This window comes from Embleya sp. NPDC056575 (assembly GCF_042793325.1).
Taxonomy (GTDB): domain Bacteria; phylum Actinomycetota; class Actinomycetes; order Streptomycetales; family Streptomycetaceae; genus Embleya.
The window spans coordinates 1-14,525 of sequence record NZ_JBHTVA010000055.1 but is presented as its reverse complement, the minus strand read 5'-3'; the positions used below and the strand labels follow the sequence as shown (position 1 = coordinate 14,525).

Sequence of the window (14,525 nt, the reverse complement as noted above, 5' to 3'; positions counted from 1 at the left end):
CCACATGGACGCGCACCGGATCGCCGTGGAGTTTTGGGACGACGCCTACGCGGAGGGGATGTACGCCGACGCCGAGCCCGACGCGTTCGTGGCGCGGATTCTGGAGGTGGCGGCGCCGGGGGTCTCCGGGGTGGAGATCGGGTGCGGCAACGGGCGGAACCTGATCGCGTTGCGGCGCGGTGGGCTGGATCTGATCGGGGTCGATCCGTCCCGGATCGCGCTGGAGCAACTGGCGCTGCGGGAGCCGGGGGTGCCGATGGTGCACGGCACCCAGGACGATCTGCCGCCGGGGCGGCGATACGACCTCGTGGTCGGCATTCAGGTGCACCAGCACGGCACCCGCGCCGCCGCCCGGGACATGTTGTGCGGCTCGCTGGAACGGGTGGCCCCCGGCGGGCTGTTCGCGCTGCGCACCGCCTCCGCCGAGACCGAGGCGGTCGAGGCGCACGAGGTCTTGGACGAACACCCCGACGGAGGGCGGACCTTCCGCTACCTGGAGGGCTTCAAGGCGGGGCTCGTCGTGCACTACTACGGCCGGGCCGAACTGGAGGCGCTGTTGGCCCACTTCGAACCGGTCCTGCCCCTGCGCGCGGAGTACAGCCCGCGACTGGACCCGCCGGCGGGCCGCTGGGCCCACTGGGAGACGATCGTGCGCCGGCCCCGCTGATCACGCCTCCACGTCCGCCGCCCGCCCACCCGTCATCCGCAGCAGTTCCGCGTACGTCGTCGGATACATGTGGTTGTGATCGCCCGCACCGGCCCAGACCACCTCGTGCTTGTCCAACCACGTGTCGATCAGTGTGCGGATCGGGTGCGGATGACCCACCGGGGCCACCCCGCCGACCTCCTGGCCGGTCGCGGCCAGGACGAACTCCGGGTCGGCGCGCCGCACCTTGCGGACGCCCAGCAGCCGGGCCACCACGCGGGTGTCGACCCGGTGCGCCCCGCTGGTGACCACCAGGAGCGGTCGGCCGTCGGCGGAAAAGATCAGGCTGTTGGCGATCGCGCCCACCTCGCAGCCCAGTACCTCCGCGGCCGCCGCCGCGGTCGGCACCGTCTCGGCGAAGGCGCGGATCCCACCCGTGGCGCCGAGCGCGCGCAGCGCCTCGGCGACGTTCTCGACCGGCGTGTTCATGGAGCGAGGTTAATACCGGCGCGCCGCGACCGCGGCACCGATGCCGCCGACCCGCGGCGTCGGGCGGCGAAGTCCGTCCGGTGCTACCTTGACCGGCCATGACAGCGAATCGTCGGGTGCTCGTGATCAGTGGGTCGCTTCGTGCGGAGTCCACCAACTCCGCGGTGGTGCGGACCGCTTCCGTGGTCGCGCCGGAAGGGGTCGACGCCGTCGTCTTTCCCGGCCTCGCCGAGCTGCCGCACTTCAACCCCGACGACGACCACGAGCCGTTGCCGCCGGCCGTGGTCGCGCTGCGGGCCGCGATCGACGGCGCCGACGCGGTGTTGTTCTCCACGCCCGAGTACGCCGGCGCGCTGCCCGGCTCGTTCAAGAACCTGCTCGACTGGACCGTCGGCGGCGTCGAGACCAGCGACAAGCCGGTCGGCTGGATCAACGCCTCGACCAACCCCGGCGGCGCGGCCAAGGCGCACGAGTCGCTGCGCACGGTGCTCGGGTACACCGGAGCCGACGTGGTCGACGCGGCCTGCGTACGCCTGGGCGTGGCCCGCGACGGGATCGACCCCGACGGCCTGATCGCCGACCCCGAGGTGCGCGAGGGCATCGCCGCCGTGCTCACCGTACTCGCCGAGGCGGCCCGACTCACCCGCGCCTGAACACGCCGTCGACGGATCGCCGAGAGTCCCCTCCCGAGCGGGATTCGCCGCTTTATGCCGACCCCGCGTGCCGGTCCTGGTTGCCGCCTGGGCGCTCGCGGTGCCCGTGTCGCGGCTGCGCGGCGTCTGGGTGCTGCCCGTCGGCCTGGCGCCGGTCGTCGCGGGCGTGATCGGCGCGGGCTACCTGGAGACGAGCGCGCACGACGGGATCGTCGGCCTGGCCCCGACCGGCGCGGCGGCGTGGCAGGCGGCGGGTGTGCTGGGCCTGGGCCTGGTCCTGGGCGACGCCGCCGGGCGAATACGCGCCGAGGTGCGGTGGGCGCCGGCCTGGAGCATGGTCGGCTTCTTCGCACCGACCTTCCTGTACTACGCCCGCTACGACATCGAGATCGGCGTCCTGGCCCGCGGCCGGGTGCTGCTCCTGGGTGTGGTGGCGATCGTGGTCGTCGCGGGCACGGCGACGATCCGCGACCTGCGCGCGCCCACGCCGGCCGAGCCCGAAACCCCGGCCGCCCCGGCCCGCGCCCAAGCCCGAAGCCAAACCCGAGCCCACACCCGAGCCCGTGGGCGCACCGTCGCTCACGCCGCCGGCTCCAACGGCCCGCGATCCGACGTCCCGCTCGGCGCCCGCACCCGCGCCGGTCGCTCGCCGCACCGCCCCGGCCGCAACCCCGGCACCCGCCCCGGCGCCAAGCCCACCCCCAAGCCCACCCCCGGCCGCGCCGCCGGCCACCCGGGCGCACCCACCCCACCCGGGACGACCACCCGCAAGGCGGACCGCGCCACACCCCCGCAACGGCGGCCACGACGTACCGACCCTGCTCGCCCGGCGGCTCGACCTGCCCTACCGATTCGCGCCCGCCGCCGACCCGCAGTGGGGCGACGCGGTGCTCACCCGCAAGCCGATCCGGCACCTGGAGTCGATCGTGCTCCCGGCCGGCGGCGCGCCCACCGGTGCACAGGCGCTGGGCGTGGTGGTCGAGGCGGCGCCCGGCAAGCGGCTCGGGTTCGTGGCCACCCACCTCCAGGACGCGGACGACGAGGTGCCACAGCGGCAGGCGGACCGCGCCGCCGCGTTCGCGACCGGCCTGGCCGAGCGCGAGGCGGTGCCGGTGACCGTGCTCGGCGACCTGAACGCCGCCGTGGACAGCCCGCAGGTGCCGGCGTTCACCGCGCGCGGGCCGGTGGACGGCCTGGCCCGGGTACGGCCGGTGCGCACCTATCCCGCGGACCGGCCCCGGCGCGAGATCGACCAGGTGCTCGTCGACCCGAGACCGCGGGTGCTCGCCGTGGAGGCACCGCCGTCGAAGGCCTCCGATCACCTGCCCGTCGCGGTGACGCCGGGCTACTGATCCGCCCCGGTGACGGGGTCACCCGGGCGGGCGCCTTGGCTCCGGGAGATGTGGGCATGGTCTCTCGGATGGTCGCCGACGGGGTGGCCGTGCGGGAGCGGCCGAGAAGGGGCGTGGGAGCGTGACGCACGATGCGCCCGACCCGCATCGGTGGCAGGCGCTCGGGGTCTGTCTGATCGCGGGGTTCATCACCCTGCTCGACGTGTCGATCGTCAACGTCGCGTTGCCGTCGATCCGGGCGGGTCTGGGCGCGTCGGAGAGCGACGTGCAGTGGGTGCTGTCCGGCTATGCGCTGACCTTCGGCCTGGTCCTGGTGCCGGCCGGCCGGATCGGCGACGCGCGCGGTCGCCGGATGATGTTCATGACCGGCCTGGCCATGTTCACCGCCGCGAGCGCGCTGTGCGGCGCCGCGCAGACGTCGTTGTGGCTGGTGCTGGCCCGACTGGTCCAGGGCATCGCGGGCGGCATCCTCACCCCGCAGGTGTCCGCGCTCATCCAGCAGATGTTCGCGGGCCACGAACGCGGCCGCGCGTTCGGCATGTTCGGCACCGTGATCGGCATCTCCACCGCGGTCGGCCCGCTCCTGGGCGGCCTGATCATCAAGGCGGCCGGCGCCGAGGAGGGCTGGCGCTGGGTGTTCTACGTCAACCTCCCGATCGGCGTGCTGGCCCTCGTCCTGGCCCGGCGGCTGCTGCCGGGGCCGGACCACGAGAATCGTGCCTGCCTGCGCGACCTCGACCCGGTCGGGGTGCTCCTGCTCGGCTCCGGCGTGCTGCTCTTGCTGCTGCCGCTGGTCGAGGAACGCCAGTGGCAGGGCTCGACCAAGTGGATCCTGATCCCGATCGCGGCGGTGTTCCTGGCGGCCTTCGTGCGCTGGGAGATCCATCAGACCCGGGTCGGCCGCAATCCGGTGGTCGACCTGGCCCTGTTCCGGGTCCGGTCGTACACGCTCGGGTTGTTGGTGATGTTGTTCTACTTCGCCGGATTCACCTCGATCTTCTTCGTCTTCACCCTCTACCTCCAGTCGGGCCTCGGCTACAGCGCGCTGCTCGCCGGGCTCGCGATCACCCCGTTCGCGGTCGGCTCCGCGGTCGGCGCGTCGCTCGGCGGGCACCTGGTGAACCGGTACGGGCTCGCGCTGGTGACCGGCGGGCTGCTGATGGTCGCGGTCGGCCTCGGCGGGGCGATCGTGGGGGTGTACGAGGTGCCCGGGCGTGATGTCGGCTGGATCCTGGTGGCGCCGCTGGCGTTCGCGGGGGTGGGCAGCGGGCTGGTGATCTCGCCCAACCAGACGCTGACGCTGGCCCGGGTGCCGCCGGCGCAGGGCGGCAGCGCGGGCGGGGTGTTGCAGACCGGGCAGCGGATCGGTTCGGCGATGGGCATCGCGGCGGTCGGCTCGATCTTCTTCTCCCGACTGGCCGCCGACCACGGCCGGGACTGGGCCGGGCCGCTGCGGCACGGCCTGGTGGTGTCGGTGGCGTTCGTGCTCGCCGCGTTCGTCGTCGCGGTGGTGGATCTGCACCGGGGGCGGGTGCCCGGCACGCGGTAGCGTCCGGCCATGACCTTCGACATCCACGCGGCACTGCCCGCCGCGCTCGCCGATCGGGCCGGGGCCTGGGAGTTCGTTCGCGCCTTCGCGGCCGACCGGGCCCGGGCGATCGGGCCCGCCGACGGGTACACCCCGGCGGAACTGGACGCGTGCGCGGCGCGACTGGGCGTCCCGCTGCCGGCCGCGCTCCGCGAGCTGTACGGACTCCTGGGCCGGCGGACGGACCTGACGAGTAATCACGACGTGTTGCTGCCGCCCGACAAGCTCTATGTGGAGGACGGCCTGCTGGTCTTTCGCGAGGAGAACCAGGGCGTGGCGTGGTGGGGCGTGCGGCCGGACGGCGACGACCCCGAGGTGTTGGTGAGCTTCAGCATGGCCGAGCCGGTCGAGGAGCCGTGGAGCGCCTGGCTGCACCGGTTCTCGCTCGCGGCCGTGGAGATCGTGTTGTCCGAGACGCTGCTGTTCGACGACGACCTGGTCGAGGCGGTCGAGCTCGACACGGACGACCTCGACCTGCTGCCCGAGGCCATGCGGGAGTTGGCCTTCCCGGGCTACCCCGAGAGCGAGTCGGCCGGGAACCGGATCCGCTGGTTCGCCGGTCCCGACCTGCTCGGCCGGCACGACGGCACGATGATCGTCTTCCGCGCCCGCACCGAGGACGACCAGGAGGCGTTCTTCGACGCGGTCTGCGGTCCCGACGAGGACGACGAGGACGAGCCCGACGCCCGCGCCGGGTGAGCCGGGCCGGCCGCTCGGCGTCCCGAGGAGAGGACACCAAGCGGCCGAACCCGTGGCTCAGGAACCGCTGTTGCGGAACGGCTCCTTCGGTCGGCCCAGGTTCGGCTTGCCCAGCACGTCCTTCGCGGACAGCGCGTAGATGCCGTGATTGGTCAGCACCCACACCACGTTGCGGTCCCACTCGACGTAGACGCCGTGCGTCTGGTTGCCCATCGCCCACTCCGGGAACGTGCCGTCCTCGGTCGGCCAGTCCCGGGTCTTGGTGCCGAACGCCTTGGGCACGAAGTACGCCTCGATCTCCGGCCGGGCCGGGTTCTTCACGTCGAAGACCTGGGCGCCCGCGTTGTAGAAGCCGTACACGAGCGTTCCGTCGTCGTGCCGGCCCGGGTTGGTGTAGTAGCCGGTGCGCTTGGGCCCGAAGCTGCCCCGGCGCTGGCAATAGTCGGTGATCCCGGCCGACTTCGGCGGTGTCGGACGCGGCAGTTGCCCGACGATTCGGGGGTTGGCCGGGTCGCGCGCGTCGATCTGGTAGATCGGCTTGTAGGGCTCGTAGCAGTCCTCGGTCAGCGGATAGCCGGAGACGTAGATCATCCCGGTGCGCCGGAACTGCGACACGTCGATGTTGTCGCCCTCGGTGCCCGCCACCGACGGCGGCAGGTCCACGTGTCCCACCTGGCGCATCCGGGCCGGGTCGGAGATGTCCAGGACGGTCATGCCCAGGCCGCCCTGCACGGCGAAGCCGTACCGACCGCCGCGCTCCACCGGCGTGGGCACGAACAGCGACATCCGCGCGCCCAGCCAGCTGGTCCGGTTCCCGCAGCGCGGGTTGCGCGCGTACGCCTCGTCCTCGCCGGTGACCTGTCCGGGCAGGTGCCAGGTGTCCAGGAGCTTCGGCGCGCTCGGGTCGGACATGTCGTAGGACTGGTAGCCGGCCGAGTGCAGGTTGGTCGGGTACTCGGTGTTGGCGTACGTGTCGTTCGGCGCGACCGCGATGAACATGTACCTGCCGCCGTCCCAGTACGGCACGTCCAGCGAACCGGAGCCCTGCTGCGGCCGGTTCGGGTCGCTGTGCAGCGGGTCCGGCTGGGTCGAGTCGGTGCTGACGGTCGAGATCAGCTGCCAATCGGCCTTGCGGGGACCGTTGAGGCGATACACCTTGAAACCCTTGAGTCCGGGCTTGGCGCGCAACTTCGCCACGCCCTCGGGGTTGCCGTACTTGTCCTTGCCCGGCTCGTCGCCGAGTTCGGTGATCTGGCGCTTGTCCTCGAAGGACTGCACCATCACGTAGGCGCGCAGCCGGTCGTTCCACTGGATCGTGGACGCGCCCCAGTAATCCCCGGCCGCCCAGGTCCCGTTGGCCTTCGACTCGTCGCCGCCGACGTCCTCCCGGGACATCTTCTCCACGACTGTGACGTGCTTGACGTCGGTGATGTCGTAGACGCGGCCCTCGGAGCGGTCGTACTGGAACATGTAGCGGCGGCCGTCGAAGTCGACGATGTTCTGCCAGGTGTGGAAGAAGTCCGGGGTGAAGTCGTAGCCCTCGTAGGCGGCTTCGACGGTCATGTTCTTCACGTACTGCCGGCTGTCGTAGTCGGCGCGCCGGCCCGGGAAGGGGTGCGGGTTCTCCTCGTCGAGCGGGGTCGACGCCGGGGCCAGGAACGAGCCGTCGAGCTGCATGCCGTACGCGTTCGGATCCGCCGCTCGCGGACGACGCTCCTGGCAGACGAACGGGATGTTCGGATCGGTGCCGGTGGCGCCCGCGGCGGTCGCGGTGCGGGGCGGGGAACCGGCGGCGGGGGAGCCGGCGCGTGGGGCGCCCGCGTAGGTGCCGGCGGTGAGCGCCACCAGGGCGGCCACCGCCAGTGCGCTCGATCTGCCGTATCTGCCGGTGCCGTTGCGGAGGAGGGGAGTGCGGCGCATCTGACGAACCTTCCGACCGGGACGATGACGGGGAAGAACACGACCGGCGGCGACGGCGCCGGGCGGGGACGCGGCACGCGCCTTCGCGGGGCACGACACGAACGGAATCCCCGATCGCGCCGTCGACCCGTGACCGCCTCGCCGACGACTCGTACATCCGGCGAGGGGCACATTCGGCGAGTGGCCCGACCCGGCGGCTCCGGAAGCTCCGATGCCGCCGCGCGTCGATCCGCCCGGGGCCGCTCGCGCGCTCGTGCGGCCACGGCGGCGGCTCGTCAAGAAGCCGTCGCCACGTGCATGATGGCTGCGCCGGTGCATGTCCATCCAATGCCGATCCGGCACCATGGCATCACCAAACAGGTATGCGTCCTGTCGGGGGGACGCAGCACCGAACCGGTACGGGAGCCCGCGTGGACCTGCTCGACGGACGGCTGAAGTTTCGCCACCTGACCCTGATCACGGCGATCGCCGAGCACGGGGGAGTCAGCCGCGCGGCCGAGGCGTTGCACCTGACCCAGCCCGCCGCCACCCGCACGCTGCGCGAACTGGAGACGATGGTCGGCGTGCCGCTGTTCGAGCGCGGCCCGCACGGGATGAGCGCGACCCTGTACGGCACCGCCCTGGTCGCACACGCACGGGCGATCCTGGCCGAGGTGCGGCGCGCCGGCGACCACCTCGCGAGCCTGCGCGAGGGCCAGACCGGCACGGTCGTCGTCGGCACGCTGCTCGCCGGGACCAGCGTGCTGCTGCCGCGTGCGGTGTCCGCGCTCAAGCGGGAGCGGCCCGGGATCACCGTGATCGTCCGCGAGGCCACCCACGACGTGCTGCACCCGCAGCTGCTCGCCGGCGAGGTCGACGTCGTGGTGGGCCGGTTGGGGCCGGCCGCGGACGGCGGGCGGGTCCGGCGTACCGCGCTGTACCGCGAGCCGATCCGGCTGGTGGTACGCCGCGGCCACCCGCTCCTGGACAGTGCGCGCGAGCTGGCCGACACGGTCGCGCACCCGTGGATCCTGCCGCTCGAACAGACGGCGCTGCGCCGCGAGTTGGCCCAGCTGTTCCTGCGCAACGGGCTGGCCCTGCCGGCCGACCGGGTGGAGTGCACCTCGATCCTGACCGTACGTGCGCTGCTGCTCGGCACCGACATGATCGCGGCGCTGCCCGAACTCGTGGTCACCGGCGACGACCGCCTCGCGGTATTGCCGGTGCCGCTGGAGTCGGTGCGCCGCACAGTGGGCACCACGCTCCTCGCGGACCGGCCGCCGACCCCCGCCATGGGCGCCTTCCTCGCCTGCATCGGCGAGGAGGCGGCGGCGTTGCGGGCCGCGCTGGGCGAGGAGGCGGCGCTCGATCCGGACTGACGCGCACCGGTCGTCCGGGACCAACCACCACGCCGGGCCCGGATCGCCCGGCCGGCGCCGCCCCGCCCGCCATACCCGATCACACCCCGGTTGTCCATGGGGTGCGGCCCCCGATGGGGGGAGGTGGAGATGCCCCCGCATCCGGGGGCCGACCGGCTCGTTCCCCGCGCGGGTGATCAATAGCGTCGAGTCACGCCCGGTCGGCGTGCTCGACCGATCATCCGCAACCTGAATTCGGGGACGCCCCATGACCATGACCGCACCGATCCTGGATACCCCGGAGGCCGCCGCCCCGCGCCGGGGCAGCGACTTCGCGCCGCTGCTCGCCGACCTCAAGGCCGCCGGCCTGCTGGAGCGGCGCACCGCCTGGTACGCCCGCTCGATCGGCCTGAACCTGCTGCTCCTGCTCGGCTCCTGGGCCGCGGTCGTCCTGGTCGGCGACTCGTGGTGGCAGCTCGCCCTCGCGATACCCGTCGCGCTGTTCACCACCCGCGCGTCCTTCGTCGGCCACGACGCGGGCCACCAGCAGATCGCCCGCGGCGCCCGCACCCACCGCGTGCTCTCCCTGCTGCACGGCAACCTGCTGATGGGGATGAGCTGCGGCTGGTGGAACGCGAAGCACAACAAGCACCACGCCAACCCGAACCACCGGGAGAAGGACCCGGACGTCGCGGTCGGCGTGCTGGTCTGGGACGCCGACCAGACGGGCGGCCGGACCGGCCTGATGGGCTGGCTGACCCGCAACCAGGCACGGCTGTTCTTCCCGCTGCTGCTGCTCGAAGGGCTCAACCTCAAGATCAACAGCCTGATGGCGCTCAAGGAGCGCACCCCGCGCGAGCGCCGGGTCGAGGGTGCGGTGCTGGCCCTGCACTACGCCCTGTACATATCGGTCCTGGCGATCTCGATGTCGCCGGTCAAGGCCCTGGTCTTCGTGCTGCTCACCCACGCGCTGCTCGGCCTGCACCTGGGCATGGCGTTCGCGCCCAACCACAAGGGCATGCCGATGCCCGAGCCGGGCGTCAAGTGGGACCACCTGCGCCGCCAGGTGCTGACCTCGCGCAACGTCACCGGCGGGCCGGTCACCGACTGGCTGCTCGGCGGGCTGAACTACCAGATCGAACACCACCTGGTGCCGAACATGCCGCGCGTGAACCTGCGCCGCGCGCAGCCGATCGTGCGCGCGCACTGCGCCCGACTCGGGGTGCCCTACCTGGAGACGAGCGCGATCACCTCGTACCGGCAGGCGCTCGGCCACATGCACCGGGTGGGCGCGCCGCTGCGCAAGGAGCGGGCAAAGGTGTCCGCAAACGATTGATGTGTCGTACATCTATCCCTAGGGTGGGGCCGACCTTCCGCCCTCTCCCACCCGGAGCGTTCGTGACCGGCCCCGCCTCGACCCCGCACGACGCGCGACGACGCTTCCTCGTACCGGTCCTCGGCTCCTGCGGCATCGTCGCCGCGCTGATGCAGACCGTCGTCGTCCCGCTCCTGCCGGACCTGCCCGCGCTGACCGGCAGTTCGGCCTCGACGGTGAGCTGGACCCTGACCGCCACGCTGCTCAGCGGCGCGGTCTGCACCCCGCTGCTCGGCCGGGCGGGCGACATGTTCGGCAAGAAGCGCATGCTGGTCCTGGCCATGGTCGTGCTGTCGATCGGCTCGCTGATGTGCGCGCTCACCTCGGACATCGGCGTGCTGATCATCGGCCGCACCCTCCAGGGCATGGCCACCGCGGTGGTTCCGCTGGGGATCAGCATCCTGCGCGACGAGCTGCCGCCGGCCAAGGTCGGCGGCGGCATCGCGATGATGAGCTCGACGCTCGGCATCGGCGCCGCCGTCGGCCTCCCGCTGGCCGGCCTCGTGGTCGACCACGCCGACTGGCACGTGATGTTCTGGGCCGCCACGGCGCTGGCCCTGGTGGTGCTGACCCTGGTCGTGCTCGTGGTCCGCGAGTCGCCGGTCCGCACCCCCGGCCGCTTCGACGTGATCGGCTCGCTCGGCCTGGCCGCGTTCCTGGTCTGCCTGCTGCTCGCGGTCTCCAAGGGCGCCGCCTGGGGCTGGGGCAGCACCCGGACGGTCGGCCTGATCGGCGCCGCCGCGGTGATCCTGCTCGGCTGGTGCCGGCACCAGTGGCGGGCCCGCACCCCGCTCGTGGACCTGCGGGTGACCACCCGCCCGGCGGTGCTGCTGCCCAACATCGCCGCGCTGTTCATCGGCTTCTCGTTCTACGCGAACAGCCTGTCCACGGCCCAGCTGGTCCAGACACCCGAGGCGAGCGGCTACGGCCTCGGCCTCTCGGTCGCCGCCGGCGGCCTGTGCCTGCTCCCCGGCGGGGTGATGATGGTCGTGCTCTCCCCCCTCTCCACACGGCTGACCGCCACCCGGGGACCACGCTTTTGCCTCGGCCTCGGCGCCGTCCTGCTCGGCCTGGGCTACGTGGTGCGCATCTTCACCAGCCACGACCTGTGGACCGTCATCGCCGGCGCCACGGTCGTCGCCTCCGGCACCGCCATGTGCTACTCGGCGCTGCCGATGCTGGTCATCCGGGCCGTGCCCGCCGCGCAGACCGCCGCCGCCAACGGGATCAACGCGCTGATGCGCACCATCGGCCAGGCGGTGTGCAGCGCGGTGGTGGCGGCCGTGCTCACCTCGTACACGATCTCCGCCGCCGGCCGCGAACTGCCCGCACTGCACGCCTACATGGTGATATTCGTGATCGCCGGCGCGGTGGCCGGCTGCGCGCTGGTCGCCTGCCTGTGCATCCCCGACCCCGGCGGCCCCACGGCCGTGCCGATCCCCACCCCGGCCGCCCCCGCCGAGTCGCGCCCGCTCGCGGTCAGGCCAGACCCAACCGGTCGAACATGATCAACCCGTCCTCGAACACGGTCAGGTCGACCACCTTGGCGTTCTTCGCCCGGATCGCCGCAGTGAACGCCTGCTCGTAGGCGAACATCGGCACATCCTCCGCCAGCGCCCGCTGCACCTCGGCATAGGCGGCCCGCCGGACCTCCGGATCGGTGGTGGCCCGGGCCCGCTCCAACGCCGCGTCCACCGCCGGGTTCTTCCACTGCATGTGGTTGTCCTGCCCCTTGGAGTGCAGGAAGTTGTACAACACCGGTTCCGGGTCGTCGAAGGACAACACGAACTCGCCCGCGTCGAACTGCCGCTGGATCTGCACCTTCTGGAGGTACTGGGTGCCCTCCAGGAACTCGGTTTTCATGCTGATGTTCTTCATCGTGGCGATCTGGGCCAGCCAGTATTCGGCGGTCACGTGCGAGCCCGGGCTGTTGTACGTGCTGTAGGTGAAGCTCAGCGGCTTGCCCTCGGCGGCGAGCGCGTCGAGCAGGCGCTGCGCCTCGACCCGGTTGTTCGCGGGCAGCGGCGCGTCGGAGGCGACGAAGTCCGAACCCGGGCGCAGGAACGTGCTCAGCGGCTTGCCGGCGTCGTCGGTGACCACCTTCGTGCGCGCGGCCGGATCCATGATCAACGCGAACGCGCGCCGCGCCCGGGGATCGTCGAAGGGCGGTCGAGCCGTGTTGAACAGCGTCATGAAACCGCCGCTCTTGCCCTCGGTGACCACCGGCAGCCCGGCCTTGCGCGCGTCGCCCATCAGCTTGGCCTGCGCCGTGGTCAACACCTGGGCCTGATCGGCACCCAGCATCGCCAGCCGCTGCGACTGGTCGACCACCGGCTTGAGGATCAGTTCCTTCAACGGCGGCCGGGAGCCCACCTGCCAGTACTTCGGGTTGCGCTTGAACACCATCTGCCGGTCGCGCACCCAGCTCTCCAGCCGATACGGCCCGGCCCCCACCGGCTTGGCGCCGAACCCCTTCGGATCGGCCTTGATCGCCGTCGGCGAGCCGATGAACGCCAGGTTGTGCGCGATCACCTTGTCGAAGTGCGCGTTCGGCGCCGGCAGCGTGACCCGGACGGTCCGGCTGTCGGCCACGGATATGCCGATCCCGGCGACCACCCGCGCCTGGAGCGACTTGTTCGCCGGATCCGCGTGCCGCTCCCAGTTGAACTTCACCGCCTCCGCGTCCAGCGGGGTGCCGTCGGAGAACCTCAGGTCCGGCCGCAACCGCAGTGTCCAGACCCGACCGCCCTCCGCCGCCGTCGCGCTCTCCGCCAGCTGCGGCTGGGCCCGGCCGGTCTTCGGATCGATCCACAACAGCACGTCGAAGACCGCCGCGGCCTGGGTGCCGCCGGTGATCTGGGACAGGCTCGCCACGATCGGGTCGAGACTGCGCGCCTCCTGTGTGACCAGCACGGTCATCGCGTCACGGGACGAACCGCCGGCGGCGGAGTCGTCGCCGCACGCGGCGGTGGTCAGGATCGACCCGAGCAGCGCGGCCACGAGGGCCGGCCGCCGGGGGAGCACGGATCGCACGTGGTCGCTCCTCGCAGGGGCCCACCCCGGTCCGGGCGGACCACGGTCACCGGGCAGGCCGGATCCCCATGGACGGTGAGGCCTCAACCTAAAGTCACTCCTGACTCACGGTCAACAAGCGTTTCCGAATCGGTGACCGCCCGGAGCTGCGAGCCGGTCGGGTGATTCGTGCGAATTTCCCGCCGAAGCGGGCATAGGACGGTGTGTTTGCCGATGCCGTGAGGCCTGAACGCACGCCAGGAGACCGCATGACCACCGCCACCCTGACGCCGGACCTGCTCGCCGAGCTGCGCCGTCCCCGCGCGTACCCGCTGGTGTCCCTGACGCTGCCCACGCACCGGCACCGCCCGGAGAACCAGCAGGACCACATCCGGCTGCGGAACGTGCTCACCGAGGCGGAGAAGCGGCTGGCGGCGGACCCGGAGGTTACCCGGGAGGTGCGGATCAAGACGGCGGAACGTCTCCGGGCGGCGGCGGCCGAACTGGATCCGGAGAGCTTTCTCGACGGTCTGGTGCTCTACGCGTCGGCGGACGAGCACTACGCCTTCAGGATCGAGGCGCCGGTGAGCGAGCGGATCGTCTTCGCGACCACCTACCTCACCCGCAACCTGGTCTCCGCGGCGGAACGGCTCACCCCGTACTGGGCACTGGTGCTCAGCGAGCAGGAGGCACGGTTGTGGCGCGGCCGGGGCGAGCACGTGTACGAGGCGCGCGTCGACGGGTTCCCGGTCACCACACCCGCGCCCGAGCCCGACGGCCAACTCCGGCGCGAGGGCGGCGGCATGGGGGTGAGCGAGGAATTCCGCCGACTGCTGAACGAGGCCGACGAACACCTGGCCCACGCGCTCGTCGGCTCCCACCGCGACGGCAAGGTCGTCCTGGTCGGCCTGCGCCCGCAGGTCAAGGCGTTCCGCGAGGGCAGCCGCAACGCCGGGCACCTGGCCGAGCGCGATCTGGAGGTCGGCGGCCTGGTCGACGCCACGGCCGCGCAGCTCGCCGAGATCCTGTCCCCGGCGCGGGCCGCGCTGGCCGAGGAGGCGACCGCCGCCGCGCTGCGGGCGCTCGACGACGCGCGCAGCGCCAAGCGGTACGCGGGCGGCGTCCAGGAGGTGTGGACCCCGGTCCGGGCCGGGCGCGGCGCGCTGCTCGTGGTCGAGGAGGGCCTGCGGGTCACCGGCCGCCTGGTCATCGTCGAGGCGACCGGGGAGATCGCGCTCCAGGTGCTCACCGGCCCGCACGCGGAGGACGCGGTACTGGCCGGTCGAGCCGAGGACGACATCGTCGATTCGGTGGTCGAGGCGGCCCTCGAAGGCGACGGCAAGGTGGTCTTCGTCCCCGACGGCACGCTCGCGGACGTGGGCGGCATCGCCCTGGCGATGCGCTACTGAGCCGGCACCACGCACATCCGGGTGCGGGGGCGGCCTCGCCGGAGG

12 protein-coding genes are annotated in these 14,525 nt (G+C 72.4%); 9 read left to right on the top strand and 3 right to left on the bottom strand.

Features of this window, described 5'->3' with window-relative positions:
- The first annotated feature begins 4 nt into the window (after window positions 1-4).
- A complete protein-coding gene (locus tag ACFRCG_RS34250) occupies window positions 5-667 on the top strand; it encodes a class I SAM-dependent methyltransferase (protein ID WP_380038744.1) in 663 nt (220 codons plus the stop codon).
- Here the strand turns inward: ACFRCG_RS34250 and ACFRCG_RS34245 are convergent, their stop codons facing one another.
- The gene (locus ACFRCG_RS34245) at window positions 668-1,135 is read right to left on the bottom strand and encodes a YbaK/EbsC family protein (RefSeq protein WP_380038742.1); all 468 of its coding nucleotides are present in this window, start codon (window positions 1,133-1,135) and stop codon (window positions 668-670) included.
- A gap of 98 nt (window positions 1,136-1,233) precedes the next feature.
- Between ACFRCG_RS34245 and ACFRCG_RS34240 the strand changes: the two genes are divergently transcribed.
- The 4 genes from ACFRCG_RS34240 (at window position 1,234) to ACFRCG_RS34225 (ending at window position 5,427) form a co-directional block, all read left to right on the top strand.
- The gene (locus ACFRCG_RS34240; RefSeq protein ID WP_380038740.1) at window positions 1,234-1,788 is read left to right on the top strand and encodes an NADPH-dependent FMN reductase; all 555 of its coding nucleotides are present in this window, start codon (window positions 1,234-1,236) and stop codon (window positions 1,786-1,788) included.
- Window positions 1,789-2,042: 254 nt separating this feature from the next.
- Complete coding sequence (locus tag ACFRCG_RS34235) at window positions 2,043-3,140, top strand: endonuclease/exonuclease/phosphatase family protein (RefSeq protein WP_380038738.1); 1,098 nt, start codon at window positions 2,043-2,045, stop codon at window positions 3,138-3,140.
- A 121-nt stretch (window positions 3,141-3,261) separates the two neighbouring features.
- Window positions 3,262-4,689, top strand: a complete 1,428-nt coding sequence (locus ACFRCG_RS34230; protein WP_380038736.1) for an MFS transporter — start codon at window positions 3,262-3,264, stop codon at window positions 4,687-4,689.
- 9 nt (window positions 4,690-4,698) lie between these two features.
- Window positions 4,699-5,427 (top strand): SMI1/KNR4 family protein, encoded by a 729-nt coding sequence (locus ACFRCG_RS34225; protein ID WP_380038734.1) that lies wholly within the window; start codon window positions 4,699-4,701, stop codon window positions 5,425-5,427.
- Window positions 5,428-5,484: 57 nt separating this feature from the next.
- On the opposite strand, the gene ACFRCG_RS34220 is transcribed toward ACFRCG_RS34225, so the two are convergent.
- Window positions 5,485-7,347 carry an LVIVD repeat-containing protein gene (locus ACFRCG_RS34220; RefSeq protein WP_380038732.1) on the bottom strand — a complete coding sequence of 621 codons (1,863 nt, stop codon included), beginning with the start codon at window positions 7,345-7,347 and terminating at the stop codon, window positions 5,485-5,487.
- A gap of 410 nt (window positions 7,348-7,757) precedes the next feature.
- Between ACFRCG_RS34220 and ACFRCG_RS34215 the strand changes: the two genes are divergently transcribed.
- The 3 genes from ACFRCG_RS34215 (at window position 7,758) to ACFRCG_RS34205 (ending at window position 11,567) form a co-directional block, all read left to right on the top strand.
- Window positions 7,758-8,705: a LysR substrate-binding domain-containing protein gene (locus ACFRCG_RS34215; protein WP_380038730.1), complete on the top strand. Its 948-nt coding sequence runs from the start codon at window positions 7,758-7,760 to the stop codon at window positions 8,703-8,705.
- A gap of 247 nt (window positions 8,706-8,952) precedes the next feature.
- Window positions 8,953-10,020, top strand: a complete 1,068-nt coding sequence (locus tag ACFRCG_RS34210; protein WP_380038728.1) for a fatty acid desaturase family protein — start codon at window positions 8,953-8,955, stop codon at window positions 10,018-10,020.
- Window positions 10,020-11,567 carry an MFS transporter gene (locus ACFRCG_RS34205; protein WP_380038726.1) on the top strand — a complete coding sequence of 516 codons (1,548 nt, stop codon included), beginning with the start codon at window positions 10,020-10,022 and terminating at the stop codon, window positions 11,565-11,567. Before ACFRCG_RS34210 ends, ACFRCG_RS34205 begins: the two co-directional genes overlap by 1 nt.
- Here the strand turns inward: ACFRCG_RS34205 and ACFRCG_RS34200 are convergent.
- The gene (locus ACFRCG_RS34200) at window positions 11,539-13,092 is read right to left on the bottom strand and encodes an ABC transporter substrate-binding protein (protein ID WP_380038724.1); all 1,554 of its coding nucleotides are present in this window, start codon (window positions 13,090-13,092) and stop codon (window positions 11,539-11,541) included. The two genes, ACFRCG_RS34205 and ACFRCG_RS34200, sit on opposite strands and share 29 nt — an antisense overlap.
- Before the next feature lie 248 nt (window positions 13,093-13,340).
- Here ACFRCG_RS34200 and ACFRCG_RS34195 point away from each other — a divergent pair, with 248 nt between their 5' ends.
- Window positions 13,341-14,480, top strand: coding sequence for a chemotaxis protein (locus ACFRCG_RS34195; RefSeq protein WP_380038722.1), 1,140 nt, complete (start codon window positions 13,341-13,343; stop codon window positions 14,478-14,480).
- Window positions 14,481-14,525: the final 45 nt, after the last annotated feature.